This is a genomic window from Pyrodictium occultum (genome assembly GCF_001462395.1).
GTDB classification, from domain to species: Archaea; Thermoproteota; Thermoprotei_A; order Sulfolobales; family Pyrodictiaceae; genus Pyrodictium; species Pyrodictium occultum.
On sequence record NZ_LNTB01000001.1, the window covers coordinates 678,544 to 697,075 of the forward strand.

Here is an 18,532-nt window from a genome sequence, read left to right on the forward strand (position 1 = left end):
GTGCAAGCATGCTGGTGGCCATAATGCAGGAAGGCGGCGCGGGCAACGAGTGCGCCAGCATAGTGCAGGGCTTCATCGAGCGGCTCGCTCTCCAGGTTAAGCGGGATCTAGAGGCGGGGACGCCGCAGCTAACCCTGGCTAAGACGGTCGAGGCTGCCATAAGCTATGCCAGGGAGCATGGGGCCTGCGGCAGGCCCTCCAGGCAGCCTTACCACGCATACCTCATGAGCCAGTTTAACGCTCTGAACAGGCTAATACTAGACAAATCTATGGAAGCCTTGTCTGCACACCTTGAAAGACTCGGGGACGATGTCTACTCCGCCTTCTCAATACTCCTTACGAGGTATGCCATGCATGAGATAAGGCTAATAGATTATGCAGCCTCAATGCTGCGCAGCACCCTGGAGCAGGGGGTAGATGCTCTGGAGGCTGTCATCTCCATACTCGAGCCCCTAGTATTTGCGGCAGCTGCGCGGTACCTTGCCGCTATGTACGCGATCTCAAGCCTTCCCAGCGAGGAGGTACTGCGCCTAGCCGCCTCGCTCGAGAGGATAATAGCGGCCTATATGGATGAAGAGAACCAGGCCTTTGCGTCCCTGCAGCTCTACTTTCAGGGTGGTGGGGATGGCCGGGCCGAGTCGCAGAAGGAGAGTGGTCGATGAGATCCTGCGGAGACCCGACCCGAGTGGCCGCTACGTCATAGTTGTGAGGAGAACTAGTACGAGCTGGGAGGAGCTAAAGAAGCTGCTAAAGGGATATGGCCTAGAGGTAGAGGAGGCGGGCGACGTGGTGATACTGAGAACTAGGTCGAGGCGCATCGCCCGGGAGGTGGCGCTGCAGGCGCTAAAGATGGGGATACTGGATTCCGGCTAGCCGGGTCACGGTGCATCGTCTCTAGCAAGGCCTTATGGCCCTCAGCTTCTTCAGCTTCTCGTATATCTTGTTAACAGCCTCGTAGACCTCCTCCTCGCGCTTCGCCCCGGTTATCACCATCTTCCCCGAGCTGAATATTAGCAGGACAACGCGGGGCTCATCCATCCTGTGTATTAGGCCTGGGAACTGCTCCGGCTCATACATGCTGTTCTCCAGAGTCAGGGCAGCCCTCTCAAGGTCTACGCACACGTTTAGGTTGGCCGAGGCCACTATATTCTGTATCTGAACCTTGGGGCGCCCGTAGATCTGGATGCCGTGCTTCTTCAGGTTACGTACGATCTTCTTGACGGCTTCTATGAGGTCGCGCGTGCTCTTGGCCCCAGTCACGACCATCTTGCCTGACTTGAATATCAGTGCTGTTACCTTGGGCGAGTCGAGGCGGTAGACCAGCCCGGGAAACTGCTCCGGATTGTACTCTACCGTCAGTATGCTCCTCTCTATGAGGTTCAGGTCTAGAGTCTGGTCGAGGGATACTGTAGCCACTATGTTCTCTATGTTGGCAGTAGGCTTGGGCTCCTGCTCTGCAGCGCTACGCCTCTGCGGTGTGACAGAAGACTCCACACCAGGGCACCCTTTTAAGCCCTGTATAAAAATCCTATTTAAAACCTGCTGGCTAGGCTTCCGACGTCCTCCCGGGGGATGGAGAGGCGGGCAGTCTAGGACTCCAGGCAGGCGTGGAGGGTGACTGGCCTAGTCTCACGCCGACCCCCGTCTCGCAGCATCCTATCCTACGACACGGTCTCCAGGAGGGAACCAAGATAAGGGGGCTAGCGAGTGCCCTCTCCCACCCCGGGCGGCCCCGAGAGGGCCGTAGGCTGGCCGGAGCCCTTGCCCCTGTGGCCGCTGCGGCCTACAATCCCCTATCCCGGGGCCGCCCCCGGGTGGGGGGCTGATACCTCGTCTTCTCGAGGGGGAGACGACGGTACAGGATAGAGCTGCCTGCCAGCCCCAGCGGATCCTTCAGCACCAGGTGAATGCGGTCCACGAGGTCGAGCGCAGTCATGGATTCGCCGTACTCCCGGTAGGCCAGAGCACCCGCGGCTCCATTTACATAGGCGGCTATGCATGCAGCGTGGAATGGCTCGACACCCTTGGCTAGGAGGGCTGCGGCTAAGCCGGCTAGGGCGTCGCCCGTGCCACCGGTGCTCATTGCGGGGGCTCCGGCCTTGTTCAGCCTGGCACGCCTCCCATCGGTGATAACGTCGACGGGGCCCTTGAGGAGTATTGTGGCATTGCCGTGGAGTCTTGCCTGCTGCGCCGCGTCGGCTACCCGGGCCTCTATCTTCTCCACGGGTGCGGGCTTTGCACCAAAGAGGCGGGCGAACTCGGCCTCGTGGGGCGTGAGAACCATGTTGCCTCGTATAAGCTCGCGGCTCGTGGAGAGGGCCTTGAGGGCGTCCGCATCCACGACTACAGGCTTGCCGGGTGGTAGTCGTGCTAGGAGCTCTCTAACCGCCTCCTGGGTGGCTTCCTCGAGCCCGAGCCCCATGCCTATTGCCACTGCATCGGCCCGCTGGGCGACCGCGAGCAGTCGGTCGACGTGCTCTGGGCTCAGATAGGGGCCTTCGAGCTCCACGGGTATAATCGTGGGGTACCTCGCCGCGGCTTCCACCACTCTTGTAGGAGCCGCGAGGTAGACGAGGTCGAGGCCGGCCCGCTGGGCGGCCAGCGCGGAGATCACGGGGGCTCCCACGAAGCCCTGGGAGCCGCCTATTATGAGGACCCGGCCGGCCTGGCCCTTGTGGGTGCGCCAGCTCCTCCTCGGCACACGGTACGCTACGTCGCCAGGACCTACATATATCTCGGCCTCCGGCGGCGCGCCTATGGATGCCACAACAAGCTCTCCAACCAGGTCGGGACGGCGAAAGAGCCCCGGCTTCGGCTTGTGCAGCGTCACCGTCACATCAGCCCGGACCACTGGGCCTGGCGCCTCACCGGTGTCCGAGTCAAGCCCCGAGGGCACGTCAACCGAGAGCTTCAGAGCATTAGCTCTGTTTACTGCCTCTATGGCCTCCGCGTAAGGGCTCCTGGGCGGGCCGCGGAGGCCGGTGCCGAGGAGAGCGTCGACAACCGCGTCATAGCCCTCGAGGCTTATCCTACGGGGGTCCCGGGCTATGGTTATATCCACAGTGATGTCCATGACCTCCAGTGCCTCGTACATTGATCTCGCCTCCGGACTGCGTATATCCTCGGGCTTGGCCAGGAGTATCACATCCACCCGGTACCCCATGTAAGCCAGGTGCCTGGCTGCCGCGAGGCCATCGCCGCCGTTGCCCCCAGGGCCCACGAGCACAGCCACCCTGGAGCCGTTGGGTACCCGCCTGGCCAGCTCTTCGGCAACGCTTCTCCCAGCGTTCTCCATCAGCTGGAGCCTGCTCACCCCCAGCGCCTCCGAGTTAGCATCTATAACAGCCACATCAAGGGATGATATGGTGTCACCGAGGCCGAGCTGAGGCTTCTCAGCATCCTCCAAGGCCTAAGCCCCCGCCTAGGTCCAGGCAACCTCTATTTCTAAGAGTCCCTCTGGGTTGAAGAGGGCGCCCCGTGGCGGGGAGAAAGATAGGCCTGGGGGAGCTTACAAGCCTAGACTACGAGGGCATTGCCAGGGCCCTCACCAACTTCATTCGAGGCGTGGTAAGGGAGGCTGGAGCTAGGGGTGTTGTAGTGGGTGTAAGCGGGGGAGTAGACTCAGCAACCACACTTGCGCTCGCGGCCAGAGCCCTGGGGCCCGAGAGGGTACTCGCCCTGCTACTGCCGGACAGTGAGGTGACACCACGAGGCGATGTAGAGGACGCCCGTGAGCTGGTTGAATCCCTCGGAGTCCGCTACAAGGTTATCGACATAAGGCCGGTGGTGCGGAGCTTCCTGGAGGCTACTGGGGAGAAGCCGGACCGGAGAAGCCTGGGCAACTTGAGGGCCCGGGCCCGGATGGCCATACTCTACCTCTACGCCAATATGCAGGGCCTGCTGGTGGCAGGCACGGGGGACCGCAGCGAGATACTGATAGGCTACTTCACAAAGTACGGGGACGGTGCCGTGGACTTCCTGCCAATAGGCTCCCTCTACAAGACGCAGGTGAGGAGGCTGGCCCTCCACCTGGGGGTGCCGGAGTCGATAGCCCTGAAGCCCAGCAGCCCTAGGCTCTGGCCGGGCCACCTGGCCGAGGAGGAGCTGGGGATGAAGTACGAGGAGATTGACCTGGCGCTCTACGCTCTCTTCGACCTGGGGCTCGGGGTCGAGGAGGCTGCTGAGGCCACTGGGCTGCCCAGGGAAAAGCTGGAGAAAGTGCTGGATATGCACCGGGCGAGCGAGCACAAGCGTAGGCTCCCGCCGGCCCCGGATCCGGGGGATACTGTGTGGAGGTTCCGTAGGCGCTAGGCGTGGCCCTCCACCTTCCCGGCTGCCTGCACCGTTGCTGGATGGCGGAGCAGCTGCTCTAGCTCGTTGTAGATCTCGCTCAACACGGTTAGGGGGTTCAGCCCGCCGGACGCTATGGCTTCTATCTCCTCGTTGAGGCGGCGCGTCCTCTCCTCGGAGACCAGGTCGCCGTAGTTGGCCTCCAGGTACTCGTAGACTTCTATCCCCAGCTTGGTCGGTACAAGTCTCTTCCTGTACTTGCTCTCCAGCACGTAGCCGTGGCGGGTTAGGGCCTCGAGTATCTTGGCGTAGGTGCTGGGCCTGCCGAGGCCGCGGCGCTTCATAAGGGCTACCACGTCACCGTGACTGTAGAGGTATACTGTAGAGCCGCGGCGCACCACGACCCGGGAGGCCTTGACGCGGTCCCCCTTCCGTAGGCCCGCCAGTGAGGGGTAGAGCGGGGGCTGTGGGTAGTAGCGGTGGAAGCCCTCCACCGGCGCTGCGACGTAGGCCTCCACCTCTGCCAGGGGCCCGTAGCCCTCAAGGCCAAGGAGTATGCGGAGGCGTCTTAGCCTCGCCGGCCGCAGCTGGCTTGCTATGAAGCGGCGGAAGATGAGGCTGTAGAGCCGGTAGTGGCTCTCCCTCACGGTGATGGGTAGCCTCAGCTCGCCGAGGGCTACCATTCTACGGAGGGTCTCAGCGTCCAGGGGCCTGGTGGGCCTTATCGCCTCGTGGTGGCCCTGAGGCCCCCAACTGCGGGGCTGGAAGTCCTCGATGCCCCCCTTGGAGGAGAGGTACTCCCTGGCAATGCTCTGGCCGAGCGCTGACACGTGGGTCGAGTCCGTGCGGTGATAGGTTATCAGCCCAGCCTCGAAGAGCTCCTGGGCTATCCTCATAGTCTTCTGAGAGGAGTAGCCCATCAACCTAGACGCGTCGTATATGAGGGACTCGGTGGTGTAGGGTGGGGGCGGGTTCAGATCCACAAGCTCCTCCGCCACGTCCAGTACTAGAAGCCCCTTCTCCGTGATCTCCTCGGCCACCCTCCGAGCCTGGCTGGGCTCCTCAAAGTGGAGCCTCAGTAGGGGCCCGTCCTCCAGCCTGGCGTAGACGTTGTAGCCTATGTTTGCTCTCCACTCCCGGTAGCGGTCTATAATCCAGCCCAGTACGGGCGTCTGGACCCTGCCGGCGCCGAGCCAGTGCTTGTTGAACACGCTCCAGAGGTGCTGGCTGAGCCCGAAGCCTATCCAGCGGTCTTCTATCCTTCGAACGATCTGTGCCGAGGCTAGCCTCTTATCCACGCTGCGCGGCGATGCGAGAGCCTTTAGCAGCTCGTTCCTAGTAATCTCGTGGAGTTCTATCCTCTTTATACTGCGTGCATAAGGCTTCAGGAGCAGCTCTAGGTCGTAGGCAATCTTCTCCCCCTCTATGTCGGGGTCGGTGGCTATGTACACAGTCTCCACCTCGCTAGCCAGCTGCCGGAGCGCATCAACCACATCCTGCTTGCTAACCACGTTGCTTGAGCCGCAGCGGGGGCAGACGCTGCTGCTGGAAGAGAACTGGTGGCCACAGTTTAGGCAGCGCTTGATAGGCTTATATACAGGGCTCACCCCACCTCCACTAATCTCTACACCGTGCACTCCTTCGCCGTCAACCGATAGGTCGTAGAGGTGGCCGGCGGAGGCTGTTATCGACGCAACGTGTATCTTCCCGGACACGTGGTTATAGAAGGTCGTCTCATAGACTGTCAGCGAGCCTACGCGCCTCCGGACGGGCCTGCCGAAGAAGCTGGCAATTGTCCTGGCCTTGGTAGGGGACTCGACCACTATGAGGCAGGTCTCTATGTCCACCCTCCGGCCCGTGCCGCTGCTCCTGCTGGCACGGGCCTTCTCCATCTCCTCCTCCACCTTACGCCAGTCAAGCTTCTCGAAGTCAACGCTCTCCAGGTACCTGCGCAGCCTCTGGGACAGCAGCTTCACCAGCTCCTCCTCTTCCTCGAAGACTATGCTTACTCCATGGGTCATTATCGAGCCCAGCATGCGGCTAGCACGGCCGCTAGCCTGTAGGTAGGTGGCCGCGTCCGGAGTTATCGCCACGATATCGCTGCCGGTGTGGCGGTAGAGCACGCCCCCGACAACGGTTGAGGAGCCGGGCTCTAGTGTCTCCTGGAGCCTAGCCAGCACCCTCCTTCTAAGAGCCTGGAGGCCTTCCAGCAGCTCGCCCAGTCTCCCATCAAGCTTCTCGCCGGAGGCGAGGGCTATGCGTAGAGCAGTCTGCTCCCCGGGGCTTGTCCTCGAGAGGAGGCGGGCGGTTTCCTCGCTACCCTCTATGCCTAGCTCCACCCCTGCCCTCACTATGCGGAATGGCGACTGTAGCGCTTTCTCGGCGCTTACCGCCTGGCTGGGCACTCCGACAAACACTGTATAGAGCACGCGTCTGGGCATGTCTATGCCGCGTACTATGACGCCGTAGTAGGAGGATATGCCGACCAGGACGTCGTACTCTCCGGAGGCGAAGCGGTCCAGAACCCTGCGGCCTGCCAGGGCGAGGCCTGCCCTCACGCCAGCCTCGTTTAGCGCTTTAACAAGCCTTCTGGCGAGGTCCTTGCCGAACCTCTTGGCTACGAAGACGAGGCCTCCGGGGCCTAGCCTCCTTACGGCCTCCACAGCGTCCCCAGCCGGGTCGCTGCTCACATGGTAGAAGTTGGCTATGCTCCTAGTATAGTCGTAGACCCTCCCTATGTCGAAGCCAAGCAGCTCGCGGAATAACCTCGGCTTCAGCCCCTGGGCTCTCCCCGTGGCTGATGCTATCACCAGCTGGCCCGGCGTGGACGTGACAAGCTTGGCTGAGAGCCTTGCCTGCAGCTCCTCCATCTCGCGTAGGAGCTGCTCGTAGCGCCTAATATTGCCGGAGAGCTTGGCTAGGGATGCCAGTATCTTCTTCTTAACCAGGCTGTACGCCGTGGCCAGGGTCTCCTCGTCAAAGCCCAGCAGCATCAATATCTTGTCTATGTTCTTCGAGTTCCTCAGTACAGCATCCACATCGTCGACCAGCACCAGGTCGAAGCGGGTCCCCTGGAGCAGCTCCCAGCGGCGAGAGAGGAACCCAGTAGTGGTGACTAGTATGTCGTAGTCACCCCTCTCTATGAGGTGTAGGCTCTCCTCCCGCCTGCTCCTGCTCAGGCTGGAATAGTAGGAGACAATCCTTGCAGCGACACCGCCCCTCTCTGCAAGCACGCGGAGCTTCTCCTCGACCTGCCTCGCGAGGTTCTCCGTGGGGAGCAGGTAGTAGGCCCGGGCGCCGGACCTGGCCCGGTAGAGGGCATAGACGCTTAGGAGCGTTGTCTTGCCTACACCGGTGGGAGCCACTATTGCCATACTCTCGTTCTGGAGTAGCCTCTTAGCCCAGGTCCTCTGGGCGCTCCAGAGCCTTCCACCCGTGAGCCGGTGGAAGAACTCCTCGAAGTCCCGGAGCATCGTGACAGTGCTGTAGAGGTACAGGTAGCCCTGGAGGACACCCCTACTAGCCAGCTCTCTGCCGATACGCTCCACGAGGCCATAGTAGTCGTGGGGGAGGCTCTCCGGGGCCGCGGGCATACAGCGGGCGCATGGGAGGCGCTGGGAGAGCCTGTCAGCTGTTATAGGCCCGCCGCAGTTGGGGCAGGCTCCGTGATACAACGGCCTCAGCAGCGTCCACTCCATGCCGGGTCGCCTACCTATCCAAGTGCGCTGGAGGAACTACCCGATGGCTAGGCTTAGCATGGGGCTGCTGTGATTGACTTAGAGTAGCTGGCCCAGTAACACCCCGAAGCCCATGCCCGAGGGGAGTAAAGCCTAAATAGAGGACCCGGCCGGTCTGCAGCACATGACCAATGCGCGAGGGGACATGCGATGGCGCAGGCGAGTGCAGCTCCGAGCAACGTCGTTCTCGTGGGTAAGAAGCCTGTCATGAACTACGTTCTGGCGACCCTAACCCTGCTGAACCAGGGTGTCAAGGAGGTAGTGATAAAGGCTAGGGGCCGCGCCATAAGCAAGGCTGTCGATACCGTCGAGATAGTGAGGAAGAGGTTCCTGCCCGGCAAGGTCGACGTAAAGGACATAAAGATCGACAGCCAGGTGATCCAGAACCCCGACGGCCGCCAGAGCAGGGTCAGCACCATAGAGATCGTCTTAGAGAGGAAGGAGGAGTAACGTACGAACATTCCCGGGGACACATGAGGTATTTTTACGGTGAAGACCTCTGCCCCGCCCTGTAGCCAGTGCCGCGAGAGTGAAGAAGCCTGCAGGAGGCTCGCAGCACTCCTCTCCTATATCGATATGGACCCGCGTATTCTGCTTAGGCTGGTCTGCGACGGTCTTCCCGGCCTCTACCTGGACTTCATGAGGCTCTTCAACGCGTATCAGAGGCTTCGGAAGGGGCTCGGGCTGGAGCTCCTTACCGCGTCTCTAGAAGAGGGGGAGTAGCCCCATACTCCTTACGCCGTAATTCCTTTGGCTAGGATGTGTCCACCCCTCTCTCCTCGGGAGGCGGGAATTGTTGACGAGAGGGCTTGTAAAAACCCGCGCATGTGGCAGCCGTAGGGCCCCTTGCAGAGCTGCCAGAGGATGGTAACGGCGTTCTGAGCCGAAGCCTTAGCGGCGGCCGGCCTGGCCCTGCTGGAGCCTGATTAGGAGGCGCCGGTACTCCTTCCTGTTGCGGACGCGGGGGGCGGGGTTCTTCTTGGGCTTGGCGGGTATGCGTGGGGTCTGCTTCCTAACCTTACCTGCCTTTGTAAGCGAGCCGTGGCTGGGCATGTGCTGCTCCCCAGGGGGCTGGGGCCGCCTCTAGACCTTATATAGGCTTTATCCCTTGGGGGTGCTAGTTCACCTGGGCAAGGCGGGATGGAGGAGGCTGGCTACACTGGTGTTGCGTTGAGGCTTCTCCGGAGGGCCGGGGCTAGGCCCGGCGACCGTATAAGGATTGAGAGGAGCGATGGCCGCGTCTTCGAGGGCGTTTTGATGCCCCGCTACGCTATCTCGGCTAGGCCCATCATAGTCGTGAAGCTTGATAACGGCTACAATATAGGGGTACGGGTCGACGAGGGGACGCGCATAGAGGTTGTGAAGACGAGGGAGGCTATACTCCATGAGGCCGCGGCCGGCGCTCCCGCGGCTGTGCCGCTTCTCGAGGAGCAGCCGCCTCCCGGGAAGAGGCCCAGGGTGACGATACTCGGGACTGGAGGCACTATAGCCAGTAAGGTAGAGTACGAGACCGGGGCTGTGAGGCCGGCCTTCTCGGCTGAAGAGATACTGGAGGCTGTGCCGGAGGTAGGCTTCATAGCCGACATATCCTCGAGGGTTGTCATGAATATACTGAGCGAGAACATGAGGCCCAAGTACTGGGAGAAGATAGTTGACGAGGCCGCCAAGGCTATCCAGGAGGGGGCTGAGGGCATCGTTGTAGCGCACGGAACCGACACCATGGCTTATACCGCGTCGGCGCTTGCCTTCGCCTTCCGGGGGCTACCGGTTCCGATAGCCTTCGTGGGGGCCCAGAGGAGCAGCGATAGGCCCAGCAGCGACGCCGCCTTCAACCTGGTAGCCGCCACCCTGGTGGCCGCTAGGGCGCCCTTCGCGGAGGTCGTAGTGGTCATGCACGGGGAGGCCGGCGACACCTATGCCCTTGCCCACCGCGCCACCAGGGTTAGGAAGATGCACACCAGCCGCCGCGACGCCTTCCAGACCATAAACGGAAGGCCGTTAGCCAAGATCTACCCCTTTGAGGGGAGGATAGAGCTGCGGGACAAACCGCTCCGTGAGAGGGGCAGGGAGGAGCTGCACGTGGTAAACGGGTTCGAGGAGAAGGTAGCGCTGGTGAAGTACTATCCCGGCATGGAGGCGGAGCTGATAGACTTCCTCGTGGACCGCGGCTACCGGGGAATAGTGCTGGAGGGCACCGGGCTCGGCCACGTCGGCGAGTGGCTTGTCGAGAGTATAAGGCGTGCGGTGGAGCAGGGAGTAGTTGTGGTAATGACGTCGCAGACTCTCTTTGGAAGGGTTAACATGAACGTCTACACTACGGGGCGCAAGCTGCTCCAGGCCGGTGTCATACCGGGGGAGGATATGCTTCCCGAGGTAGCGTTTGTGAAGCTCTCCTGGATACTGGCCCATACCCATGATCCCCGGGAAGCGGGTAGGATGCTCCGCGAGAACCTGGCAGGAGAGATAACGTATCGCCACACACTGGACCTCTATCCGAGGTGGCCGCATTGATCGAGCCTAAGGTGGATCCCTCGAAGTATGATCCTAGGGAGCTGGGGCTCCGAGTAGGCCTGGAGATACACCAGCAGCTTGATACGAGGCGCAAGCTGTTCTGCAGCTGCCCGACCACGCTGGTGAGCGAGGACGCTGATAAGGACGAGTTCATTAGGCAGCTTAGGCCCACGAGAAGCGAGCTCGGGGAGGTGGATATAGCCGCCCTCTTCGAGTGGCGCAAGGGCCGGCTATACCACTATCATGCGCCCCGCGCCGCCTCCTGCCTGGTCGAGGCGGACGAGGAGCCACCCCACGAGATCAACCGGGAGGCGGTAGTGATAGGGCTAGCCGTGGCGCTGGCGCTGGGATCCACCCCGGTGGACGAGATCTACGTTATGAGGAAGATAGTGATAGACGGGTCTAACACCACCGGGTTCCAGCGCACAGCGATCATAGCCCTGGGCGGCGGGATAGAGCTAGAGAGCGGGAAGAAGATAGGGGTACAGACAATAGCCGTAGAGGAGGATGCTGCACGCAAGCTTGGCGAGGAGGGCCGCTACACCCACTACATGCTCGACAGGCTGGGCATACCGCTGATAGAGATCTCCACCGCGCCCGACATAGAGACTCCGGAGGAGGCATACGAGGCGGCGCTAACCATAGGCCAGCTGCTCCGCCTCACCGGGAGGGTCAAGAGGGGTATAGGTACGATTAGGCAGGATCTCAACGTCTCGATAAAGGGCGGTGTCAAGACGGAGATAAAGGGTGTTCAGAGGCTCGATCTCCTCCCGAAGATAGTGCTCTACGAGGCTATACGGCAGAAGAGGCTGCTAGAGATACGGGATGAGCTACGGAGCCGGGGGGTCTCCAGGCGCGACGTCGAATCCGCCGAGATAGTTGACGTCACCGGCATTTTCAGAGGCACAAGGTCGAAGATAATAGCTAGGGCCATCAAGAGGGGCGGCAAGGTTCTCGCAGTCAAGCTGCCGGGGTTCCATGGGCTGCTGGGAGTGGAGGTGCAGCCGGGGAGGCGCTTCGGAACCGAGCTGGCGGACTACGCCAGGTTCTGGGGCGGCGTAGGGGGAATATTCCACACCGACGAGCTGCCCGGCTACGGGATAACCGAAGAGGAGGTAGAGCAGCTCTACAAAGCCGTAGGCGCTGCCCGGGGCCGTGATGCAGTAGTGATAGTGGCTGATGAAGAGCCGAAAGCCCGGAAGGCTCTACAGGCTGTGGTCGAGAGAGCTGCTGCAGCCCTCGAGGGCATACCGAAGGAGACCAGGGCTGCTAAGGAGGACGGCACAACCAGGTTCATGAGGCCTCAGCCAGGCTCGGCGAGAATGTATCCCGAGACCGACATACCACCCCTTGAAGTCACAGAGGACCTACTTGAAGAAGCCCGTAAACTCGTGCCGGAGAAGCCCAGCGAGAAGCTGAGAAAGCTGAAGGAGAGGTACGGGCTAAGCGATGACCTGGCTCGCCAGATAGTGAGGGATGTGAGGCTAGACCTATTCGAGAGGCTCGCAGAGAGGTACGGGGATAAGGTCCCCCCATCCTACATAGCATCGATATTCACGAACATATTGAGGAGCCTTTCACGTGAAGGCGTGCCGATAGACAACCTGAGCGATGAGAGCATTGAGGAGGTTGTCTCGGCTGCCGCGCAAGGCAGACTAGCCAAGGACGCGGTGCCTGATGTGCTTGCATACTTGGCTAGAAACCCCGGAGCAAGGCTCGACGACGCCATGAAGGCTCTGGGCATACAGGCAGTAGACATGAGTATGGTGGAGAGCATGGTGGAGGAGGCAGTGAGAGCACTTGAGGGCGAGATAAGAAGCCGCGGCTACGCGGCGCTAAGCAAGGTGATGGGTAGAGTTATGCCGAAGCTGCGCGGCAAGGTGGACGGCAGAACCGTGGCTGAGATAGCCAAGAGGAAGATAAGTGAGCTGCTGGGGGAAAGGAGGGGCTGAAGCTGGTAGTCAGCCACCCGCGGCAATAAAGGAGCACTCGGCTACATATTTCCGGAAGACCCGGCCATTTACCTCCAGGGGCGTCTATCCTAGCTCCATAGTGCTGGAGGCGGTGAAGAGTACTCCCGACGCTGAAAACGGGCCGTGATGAAAAGGCATTTGTCGGAGCCTCTAGCACCTGGCCCTCTTGAACGACTATATGATTGCTGGTACTGTGTCTAGAGCCCGGTGGCGCTCTCCGATATAACCTCCGGGCCGCTTACCTTCTTCCTGCGCTCGACTATGTCTAGTATCCTCTCTATGAAGTCCTCCTCGTAAGGCACGCCGACGAAGGCTAGTACGCCGTTTATAGCTATAGCAGGGACCGACATCACGTTGTACTTGTCTGCTATGTCGGGGTTCTCGTAGGCCTCCACAGTGTCTGCTATGAAGTCGCGTTTCCCATTCCTCCAGGCCTCGAAGGCGAACATGTTGGCCAGGAGAGCGGCGTAGGGGCAGTAGGGGCACTGAGGCGTCACTATTACCTCTATATGCACTGGCTTGTCTATGCTTTTTATCTTCTCTATGGTGGTCTGGTCTAGGCCGCTATCCTCCTGGGATATCCTGATAATTGTCTCAACAAGCCCTCTTATCTCCTCGCCGCTGGGGGTGCCGGTGTACCTTATCGACCCCTCTAGGAGCGTAGTTGTTGGTATTCTTTCAACCTTCTGCCTCTTAAACTCCTCGTCGTCCTTACCCTTCTCGTAGACCCGTACCTTGACCAGCTTTTTCCCGTTCTTCTCCGGGGCTTCTTCCTCAAGCACCTTGGCTATCTTCAGCGACTCGTCGCAGTATCTACAGTTCGGGCCTATGAATACGTTTATTGTAACGGGCTTTTCTAGATCCTGGAATGCCTCGCGTATAGCCTCCCGGGTTTCCTGGTCTATCTCCATGCGTACCGGATCCGACATGGCGTACACCCCTTGCCCAACGCCCCTTCTGTGCCGCCAAGACCGTGCTATTAGCTATTTGGTTCTTTTCTTCTTTTCTCTTAAACGAACGTAAGCTAATTTCTACCGCTAATTCCCATCACACCTATCACAGATGCTCCTGGGTGCTTTGGAGGAGGCTCCGGAGGTGACGCCTCACATACAACCCAGGGGCAGCTGTTATAAGGATAGGCCAGTAACATTCGTGAAAATGGGTCACGAGAGCTATGGCTGGACAGGCAGGCTTTCTATCAGCGCCCTGCGAAATAGCTGTAAAGAAGTACGTGCCATCGATAAGGGCGTCACTAGCCATAGTGCTGCTGCGCGATTATGGTCTGACCATATACCGGGCGGCTAAGCTGCTCCGGCTGACGCCGGCTGCGGTCTCCAACTATCTGCTTAAGCGTAGGGGTGGAAGCTACATAGATGTTATCCTCAGGGACAAAGAGCTATACGGAATGGTCGCGAAGATGGCTGAGCAGATTATAAGCAATAATGCGGATGAGAGGCTGATGCCTCTCTACATATGCGAGATATGCCGCAAGCTTAGATCTAAGGTCGAGCCTAAGGCTGTGCTGCCGGAGCCCCCCTACTAGCGCTTCCCGCTCTCCCATCCCTATGGAGTATTCCCAGAGCATTGGCTATATGCCGCCTTTTCCTCTCCTGCGCAAGAGAGGCGGAAGCTCCACGCCCTCGATTCTTACCAGCGCTGTCTGGAGAGAGGCAAGCGGTATAGCCACCCTATTAAAGCTCGGAATTAGCTCCTCCCATGCTGGCTGAAGCCCCGTGTAGAGCAGCGCCCTTCTCAGCCTGTACCCCTCGACTACAAGCTCGTGCCTCCGGGCCACCGGCGACGGGTTCCAGACTAATAGTACGAGTTCCAGACTCCTACCCTCACGGCGCACGGAGGCGTAGAGCGGTATTAGCCCCGTGGGAGACCATAGTGGCGGGTTCTCGGCATTAGGCCTCGCACCGTCAGCGGCCAGGAGGTTTCCTAGGAGATAGGCTGTGTAGAGCCACGTGGGGCTGCATCTCCTGGCGTCCAGTGCTACCCCTCTGCCTTCCAGTATCTCCAGGACCCCCTTCTCGTCGACCCCTACCCTGCATTGCTCTGATGGGGGTGTGCAGACCAGCGCTAGGTAGCTGCCTCCTCCGCCCACGCAGAGCCATGGCACCCGGTATATGCGGCTGCCCCTGGCGAGTCTCCTCCTGACCCAGGAGAGCATTGTCGGCTGCACTATCCTGGGCCGGTAGACCTTGGAGTATATGCGGCTGCCCTCCTCGGCGGGCCGCGTAGCCGGGGGTCTCGCGGGACGGCTGCAACCCAGCCGGGGCCTGCACACCATACCTGTTGACGGCGTGTAGGCGTCTGCCACGACAGCCGGGCTCTCTCCGGGGCCAGCTAGTGCCTGGAGAGCCTGGCTTACAGCCCGGTAGCTGGGGCCACGGTAGTCCGGGGCCGGCGGGTATAGGGGTAGCTCCGCGAGGCTGCAGCTGCAGCCGGGTATGGGGAGCCTTGCCTCTAGCCAGGTGCCGTTCCTCGCTACCAGCCTCAGCCTGGCCTCGCCGCCGCAGTCTAGAGCATCTACCCCCGCCGCTCGGAGCACCGGGGCGTTGGGCTCCGACAGCAGTGCTCTGCAGCTCTCTCCAGCACCTAGGCGAAGCCTTGAACCTTCCAGGGCGGCGGCCCGGAGGAAGGGGGCCAGGATAGCTATGAGTGTCTCGCGGAGGCCTTCCAGGCTGCTCAAGACCTTGTGGCTTCCTCCGCTATATCTATGGCGCGGCTGACGAGGCTCATGCTCACCCCCTTCGCCTTTGCCCTCACCACCTCCTCGTCGGCGTCCACCTTGAAGCCTAACTTCTCCAGCATATCAGCCGCTCTCCTGGCGCTCTCCCTGCTAGAAGCGTTTATGACGAGCTGCGTGGACGAGGGCGCCGGCCTTATCCTGACCGTTATACGGTACGAGCCCTGCCTCACCCCGGATACAGAGTGGTACTCTAGCATGCCGCCTAGAAGGGTTGTCTGCTGGGACCGGGACTCGGCTACCTCGAGCCCACGGTTCCTGAAGAGCGTGCGTATACTAGATGGGGAGGCCTCGGTGGCCACGGCTCGCGTCACCCCCCAAGGGGTCGTGGGCGTCCAAGGCTTCCTCAGAGGCCGGGGAGGTGGAGGCCGGCCGTCCCGCATATACCCAGAGGCTCCGGGGGTTAGGGGTTGAAAGATTTCAACGTCTCTAGTACAGCTTTTGCAGCCTTCTCTACGAAGGGCTCTAGCTCCTGGTGGTGCTTGAGCTCTTCCTTGCCGGGCACGGCCAGGTTGTCCGATATCACCAGCAGCGCGGAGGCGTTGAAGCCTCTCAGTGCAGCAAGCGCGTAGAGTGTGGCAACCTCCATCTCTACCGCGATTATTCCACGCTTAGACCACTTCTCGACGAACGCTGGATCCTCGGCGTAGAAGGCGTCGCTGCTGAACACGGGACCCAGGTAGACGCGGCCGTGTATCTCCCTAGCTTTCTCGTAGAGCATTGTTGTGAGTACTGGGTTGGGGGCCGCAGCCATGCAGGCGTCGGGCACATAGGAGCCCACGGTGCCTCCATGCATGTAGGCTGCACCGGTAGCTACCACCGCATCGCCTATATCAAGCCGGGGTACGAGTCCGCCAGCCGTGCCGAGCCTTATGATTGTACGCGCCCCAAGCATGTGGAGCTCCTCAAACACTATGGCCGCCGAGGGCCCTCCTATGCCATGTACCGCTACGCTGACCCGCTCGCCCCTATAGTAGCCCGTGTATATGTTGAAGCCGCGCTCCTCGTTAACTAGTTCAGCATCCTCGAGAAAGTGCTCAGCCAGGAACCTGGCGCGGGCGGGATCGCCTACGGCGACGACCTTCTTGGCCACCTTCTCGGGGCTTATACGTATATGCTGCGGCCTCATCTCCATAGGAGCTTCACCGGCTACGCCCCTGCGCCCGCTGGCTTTAAGCTACCACCCGGAGGCTAGGCAGGCTGGGCTATGATGAGCGCCCGTGATGGCAGGGCTCCGATGCCATTGCACGAGCATTCTGAGCCCTCCCTCGAGGAGAGCTTAAAGCCGGGCTGGTGTACTCGGCCATCCAGGAGCTCGTGGGGCTGTGTTGAGCTCTGACCGCTGCTGAGCGCCCCTCTAGTGCTGAGAATGGTAGCCGCTGAAGCCCCTCCTCGCCTTCCACCGTTTGCAGTCAGCGAATCCCCTCGGGGACTGTTATGGGGGAGAAGTTATAGGGTGCATCCGCGGGCCACTACCAGTTAACACGGAGTGAGCCATGGATGAAGAAGCACTAATGCTTATAGACAAATACCTCGGCGAAATCATAGAACACGTTGTTTATAAGTATCATTATAACGTTGATCTCGAGGACGAGTATGAGAGCCTTCTCCGCTACATATACCGGAGGCTCGTAAAGGCGTGGTTCAAGGGCCGCGGGGTCTCCCTCAAGGAGTTTGAGGCTGCCCTGCAGAACGCGCGCAAGAAGAGGCGCCAGCTGGAGATTCTTCTAAGCTATCTAGTGAGCCGCTACGCGGCCAGAAACGGGCCCATATATATGCCCCGGGGAGGAGACTGGTACGACGAGAAGTACTAGCCACTCGTAGAGGGCTACATGGGGTTCTGTTCGCGGTAATGTCGTCATCCCCTATCCCGGGGTCGCGGGGGGCAAGTCACAACATCCCCCGGGGCTACTGGCTCGGGGCCCGGGGAGAGTTATAGAGGCTCCCCGGGGCCTCCAGTTCCTCCACTCGGGCTACTGCCCGGGGGGAATTCTCTCCGAGCAGGGTTCCAAGGGAGTGGGCATCGTGGCTCGCGGCAGGAGGAGATCCACCAGGTCAGCAGGGTCTACGAGACGTAGACACGGGGCCAGCTCCCGCGGCTCCTCGGGTGCTAGGAGGCTCTCCCAGCCAAGGGTGGACCCGGATAAGCTGCTCGACTCAATAGTGGATGAGGCCGTGCAGAGGCTTGGGCTAGGAATACTAGGGCTCGACAGGGAGTCTTACAAGGAGATGCTGAAACCGCTCGTGGAGGGTATAGTCGAGCGGTACTCCTCCAGGCCCTCCAAGGATGCTATAGTGTCTAGGCTGCAGAACGCGGTAAACAATGTCTACATCCTCGCCTCCGCGTACCTCCTCGAGAAGCTTGAAAAGCTCACCCCGGAGCAGCTCGAGTTCGTCGTCACCTACGGGGGCCCCATCGCAGCAAAGTATGCCTCGAGGCTCTACAAGGAGATTGTTGAGAGTAATAGGAGGGACCTCCTCCCGCTGCTGAGGAGCGCATGGGAGCAGTATGGCAGGCCTACCCCCATAGCCTGCCCCCGCTGCGGCTTCCGGGCCGTGACGCCTGACCTGGTGTGCATGGTGTGCGGCTACACCCTCTCCGAGAGAGAGGCTAAGGAGGCTATCGACTTTAACTATAGGCTTGAGGAGTTTGTGGAGCTCTATCCTGCATCAGATGTGCGTGAGGCTATTGAGAGGGGTGTTGTAGTCGTCGGGGATACTCTCAAGCCCCCGTCGGCCCCGCGGGAGCCAACCGATATAGTGCTGCATCTGACGCGCTCGGAGAGGGATAGGCTGCGAAAGCTGCTGGAGGAGAGGAAGGCGAGCTATGCTAGAGGTCCAGGCGCCTAACGAGCTTGAGGAGCTGATTAGGTCTACGCGTATACTCCTGGTCCTCTTCTACGACTCGCGCAGTCCTAACGGGAGGTACCTCGCCGGCATAGTGGAGGATATTGCCCGTGCGGTGGAGCCCGTGATAGCTGTGGCGAGGGTTGACGCCGCTACGCTGCCCGGCGTGGTGAGGCGCTATGCAAGGTCTGTGCCCAGGCTGCAGCTCTACTTTGATGGGGAGAAGGTGTGGGAGCAGATAGGCTTCTTCTATAACAGTGCCAGCGACAGGTACGCCATTAGGAGGGGTATACTCTATGCGCTTCGGAGCCGCAACACCAGCCCTTCTAGGCTAGGCATCTCCCTCCGCTTCTAACCCTAGAGCAAGGTTTATATAGAAGCACTCTGAAGGCAACCTACCCGGACGTAGCGCATCAAAGGGA

General features: G+C 60.6%; 19 protein-coding genes. 11 read left to right on the plus strand and 8 right to left on the minus strand.

Annotation, left to right across the window (positions count from 1 at the left end):
- Positions 1-8: 8 nt before the first annotated feature.
- The gene (locus tag CF15_RS03715) at positions 9-662 is read left to right on the plus strand and encodes a hypothetical protein (RefSeq protein ID WP_058370593.1); all 654 of its coding nucleotides are present in this window, start codon (positions 9-11) and stop codon (positions 660-662) included.
- Positions 625-873, plus strand: coding sequence for an STN domain-containing protein (locus CF15_RS03720; protein ID WP_168371252.1), 249 nt, complete (start codon positions 625-627; stop codon positions 871-873). Before CF15_RS03715 ends, CF15_RS03720 begins: the two co-directional genes overlap by 38 nt.
- 21 nt (positions 874-894) lie before the next feature.
- On the opposite strand, the gene CF15_RS03725 is transcribed toward CF15_RS03720, so the two are convergent.
- Together CF15_RS03725 and CF15_RS03730 are read right to left on the minus strand one after the other, a co-directional pair.
- Entirely contained in the window at positions 895-1,494 is a 600-nt protein-coding gene (locus CF15_RS03725; protein ID WP_070807817.1) for a TATA-box-binding protein, read from the minus strand.
- Positions 1,495-1,783: 289 nt separating this feature from the next.
- On the minus strand, positions 1,784-3,406 hold the full coding sequence (locus CF15_RS03730; RefSeq protein WP_058370595.1) for a bifunctional ADP-dependent NAD(P)H-hydrate dehydratase/NAD(P)H-hydrate epimerase: 1,623 nt from the start codon (positions 3,404-3,406) through the stop codon (positions 1,784-1,786).
- Between the two features lie 71 nt (positions 3,407-3,477).
- On the opposite strand from CF15_RS03730, the gene CF15_RS03735 reads away from it, so the two are divergent.
- The gene (locus CF15_RS03735) at positions 3,478-4,311 is read left to right on the plus strand and encodes an NAD+ synthase (protein WP_058370596.1); all 834 of its coding nucleotides are present in this window, start codon (positions 3,478-3,480) and stop codon (positions 4,309-4,311) included.
- Here the strand turns inward: CF15_RS03735 and rgy are convergent.
- On the minus strand, positions 4,308-7,988 hold the full coding sequence (rgy, locus tag CF15_RS03740; RefSeq protein WP_083494477.1) for a reverse gyrase: 3,681 nt from the start codon (positions 7,986-7,988) through the stop codon (positions 4,308-4,310). The two genes, CF15_RS03735 and rgy, sit on opposite strands and share 4 nt — an antisense overlap.
- 189 nt (positions 7,989-8,177) lie before the next feature.
- Here rgy and albA point away from each other — a divergent pair, with 189 nt between their 5' ends.
- Positions 8,178-8,477, plus strand: coding sequence for a DNA-binding protein Alba (gene albA / locus CF15_RS03745; protein ID WP_058370598.1), 300 nt, complete (start codon positions 8,178-8,180; stop codon positions 8,475-8,477).
- A 39-nt stretch (positions 8,478-8,516) separates the two neighbouring features.
- Positions 8,517-8,750, plus strand: a complete 234-nt coding sequence (locus CF15_RS03750; protein WP_058370599.1) for a hypothetical protein — start codon at positions 8,517-8,519, stop codon at positions 8,748-8,750.
- Between the two features lie 168 nt (positions 8,751-8,918).
- On the opposite strand, the gene CF15_RS03755 is transcribed toward CF15_RS03750, so the two are convergent.
- Entirely contained in the window at positions 8,919-9,080 is a 162-nt protein-coding gene (locus CF15_RS03755) for a 30S ribosomal protein S30e (RefSeq protein WP_058370600.1), read from the minus strand.
- An 87-nt stretch (positions 9,081-9,167) separates the two neighbouring features.
- On the opposite strand from CF15_RS03755, the gene gatD reads away from it, so the two are divergent.
- Together gatD and gatE are read left to right on the plus strand one after the other, a co-directional pair.
- A complete protein-coding gene (gene gatD / locus CF15_RS03760; protein WP_058370601.1) occupies positions 9,168-10,538 on the plus strand; it encodes a Glu-tRNA(Gln) amidotransferase subunit GatD in 1,371 nt (456 codons plus the stop codon).
- Positions 10,535-12,490 (plus strand): Glu-tRNA(Gln) amidotransferase subunit GatE, encoded by a 1,956-nt coding sequence (gene gatE, locus CF15_RS03765; RefSeq protein ID WP_083494478.1) that lies wholly within the window; start codon positions 10,535-10,537, stop codon positions 12,488-12,490. The genes gatD and gatE overlap by 4 nt, the downstream gene beginning before the upstream one ends.
- 218 nt (positions 12,491-12,708) lie before the next feature.
- Here gatE and pdo read toward each other — a convergent pair whose 3' ends face one another.
- Positions 12,709-13,440, minus strand: coding sequence for a protein disulfide oxidoreductase (pdo, locus tag CF15_RS03770; protein ID WP_058370602.1), 732 nt, complete (start codon positions 13,438-13,440; stop codon positions 12,709-12,711).
- Positions 13,441-13,685: 245 nt separating this feature from the next.
- On the opposite strand from pdo, the gene CF15_RS03775 reads away from it, so the two are divergent.
- Positions 13,686-14,054 carry a transcriptional regulator gene (locus CF15_RS03775; protein WP_058370603.1) on the plus strand — a complete coding sequence of 123 codons (369 nt, stop codon included), beginning with the start codon at positions 13,686-13,688 and terminating at the stop codon, positions 14,052-14,054.
- Positions 14,055-14,099: 45 nt separating this feature from the next.
- On the opposite strand, the gene CF15_RS03780 is transcribed toward CF15_RS03775, so the two are convergent.
- From CF15_RS03780 to CF15_RS03790, 3 genes are all read right to left on the minus strand, one after another.
- Entirely contained in the window at positions 14,100-15,206 is a 1,107-nt protein-coding gene (locus CF15_RS03780; protein WP_058370604.1) for a hypothetical protein, read from the minus strand.
- Positions 15,203-15,565 carry a hypothetical protein gene (locus CF15_RS03785; RefSeq protein WP_058370605.1) on the minus strand — a complete coding sequence of 121 codons (363 nt, stop codon included), beginning with the start codon at positions 15,563-15,565 and terminating at the stop codon, positions 15,203-15,205. The genes CF15_RS03780 and CF15_RS03785 overlap by 4 nt, the downstream gene beginning before the upstream one ends.
- Positions 15,566-15,666: 101 nt before the next feature.
- Positions 15,667-16,392, minus strand: coding sequence for a purine-nucleoside phosphorylase (locus CF15_RS03790; protein ID WP_058371370.1), 726 nt, complete (start codon positions 16,390-16,392; stop codon positions 15,667-15,669).
- A gap of 367 nt (positions 16,393-16,759) precedes the next feature.
- On the opposite strand from CF15_RS03790, the gene CF15_RS03795 reads away from it, so the two are divergent.
- The 3 genes from CF15_RS03795 (at position 16,760) to CF15_RS03805 (ending at position 18,465) form a co-directional block, all read left to right on the plus strand.
- Positions 16,760-17,077, plus strand: a complete 318-nt coding sequence (locus CF15_RS03795) for a hypothetical protein (protein WP_168371253.1) — start codon at positions 16,760-16,762, stop codon at positions 17,075-17,077.
- A gap of 211 nt (positions 17,078-17,288) precedes the next feature.
- Positions 17,289-18,113: a hypothetical protein gene (locus CF15_RS03800; RefSeq protein WP_168371254.1), complete on the plus strand. Its 825-nt coding sequence runs from the start codon at positions 17,289-17,291 to the stop codon at positions 18,111-18,113.
- Positions 18,091-18,465, plus strand: a complete 375-nt coding sequence (locus tag CF15_RS03805) for a thioredoxin family protein (protein ID WP_058370608.1) — start codon at positions 18,091-18,093, stop codon at positions 18,463-18,465. Before CF15_RS03800 ends, CF15_RS03805 begins: the two co-directional genes overlap by 23 nt.
- Positions 18,466-18,532: the final 67 nt, after the last annotated feature.

Excerpts from the sequence above, each read along its gene's own strand:
- pdo (WP_058370602.1), bottom strand. The coding sequence starts at position 13,440 with ATGTCGGATCCGGTACGCATGGAGATAGACCAGGAAACCCGGGAGGCT.
- CF15_RS03715 (WP_058370593.1), top strand. The coding sequence starts at position 9 with ATGCTGGTGGCCATAATGCAGGAAGGCGGCGCGGGCAACGAGTGCGCC.
- CF15_RS03795 (WP_168371253.1), top strand. The coding sequence starts at position 16,760 with ATGGATGAAGAAGCACTAATGCTTATAGACAAATACCTCGGCGAAATC.
- albA (WP_058370598.1), top strand. The coding sequence starts at position 8,178 with ATGGCGCAGGCGAGTGCAGCTCCGAGCAACGTCGTTCTCGTGGGTAAG.
- CF15_RS03720 (WP_168371252.1), top strand. The coding sequence starts at position 625 with ATGGCCGGGCCGAGTCGCAGAAGGAGAGTGGTCGATGAGATCCTGCGG.
- gatD (WP_058370601.1), top strand. The coding sequence starts at position 9,168 with ATGGAGGAGGCTGGCTACACTGGTGTTGCGTTGAGGCTTCTCCGGAGG.
- rgy (WP_083494477.1), bottom strand. The coding sequence starts at position 7,988 with ATGGAGTGGACGCTGCTGAGGCCGTTGTATCACGGAGCCTGCCCCAAC.
- CF15_RS03805 (WP_058370608.1), top strand. The coding sequence starts at position 18,091 with ATGCTAGAGGTCCAGGCGCCTAACGAGCTTGAGGAGCTGATTAGGTCT.
- CF15_RS03790 (WP_058371370.1), bottom strand. The coding sequence starts at position 16,392 with ATGAGGCCGCAGCATATACGTATAAGCCCCGAGAAGGTGGCCAAGAAG.
- CF15_RS03775 (WP_058370603.1), top strand. The coding sequence starts at position 13,686 with ATGGCTGGACAGGCAGGCTTTCTATCAGCGCCCTGCGAAATAGCTGTA.
- CF15_RS03755 (WP_058370600.1), bottom strand. The coding sequence starts at position 9,080 with ATGCCCAGCCACGGCTCGCTTACAAAGGCAGGTAAGGTTAGGAAGCAG.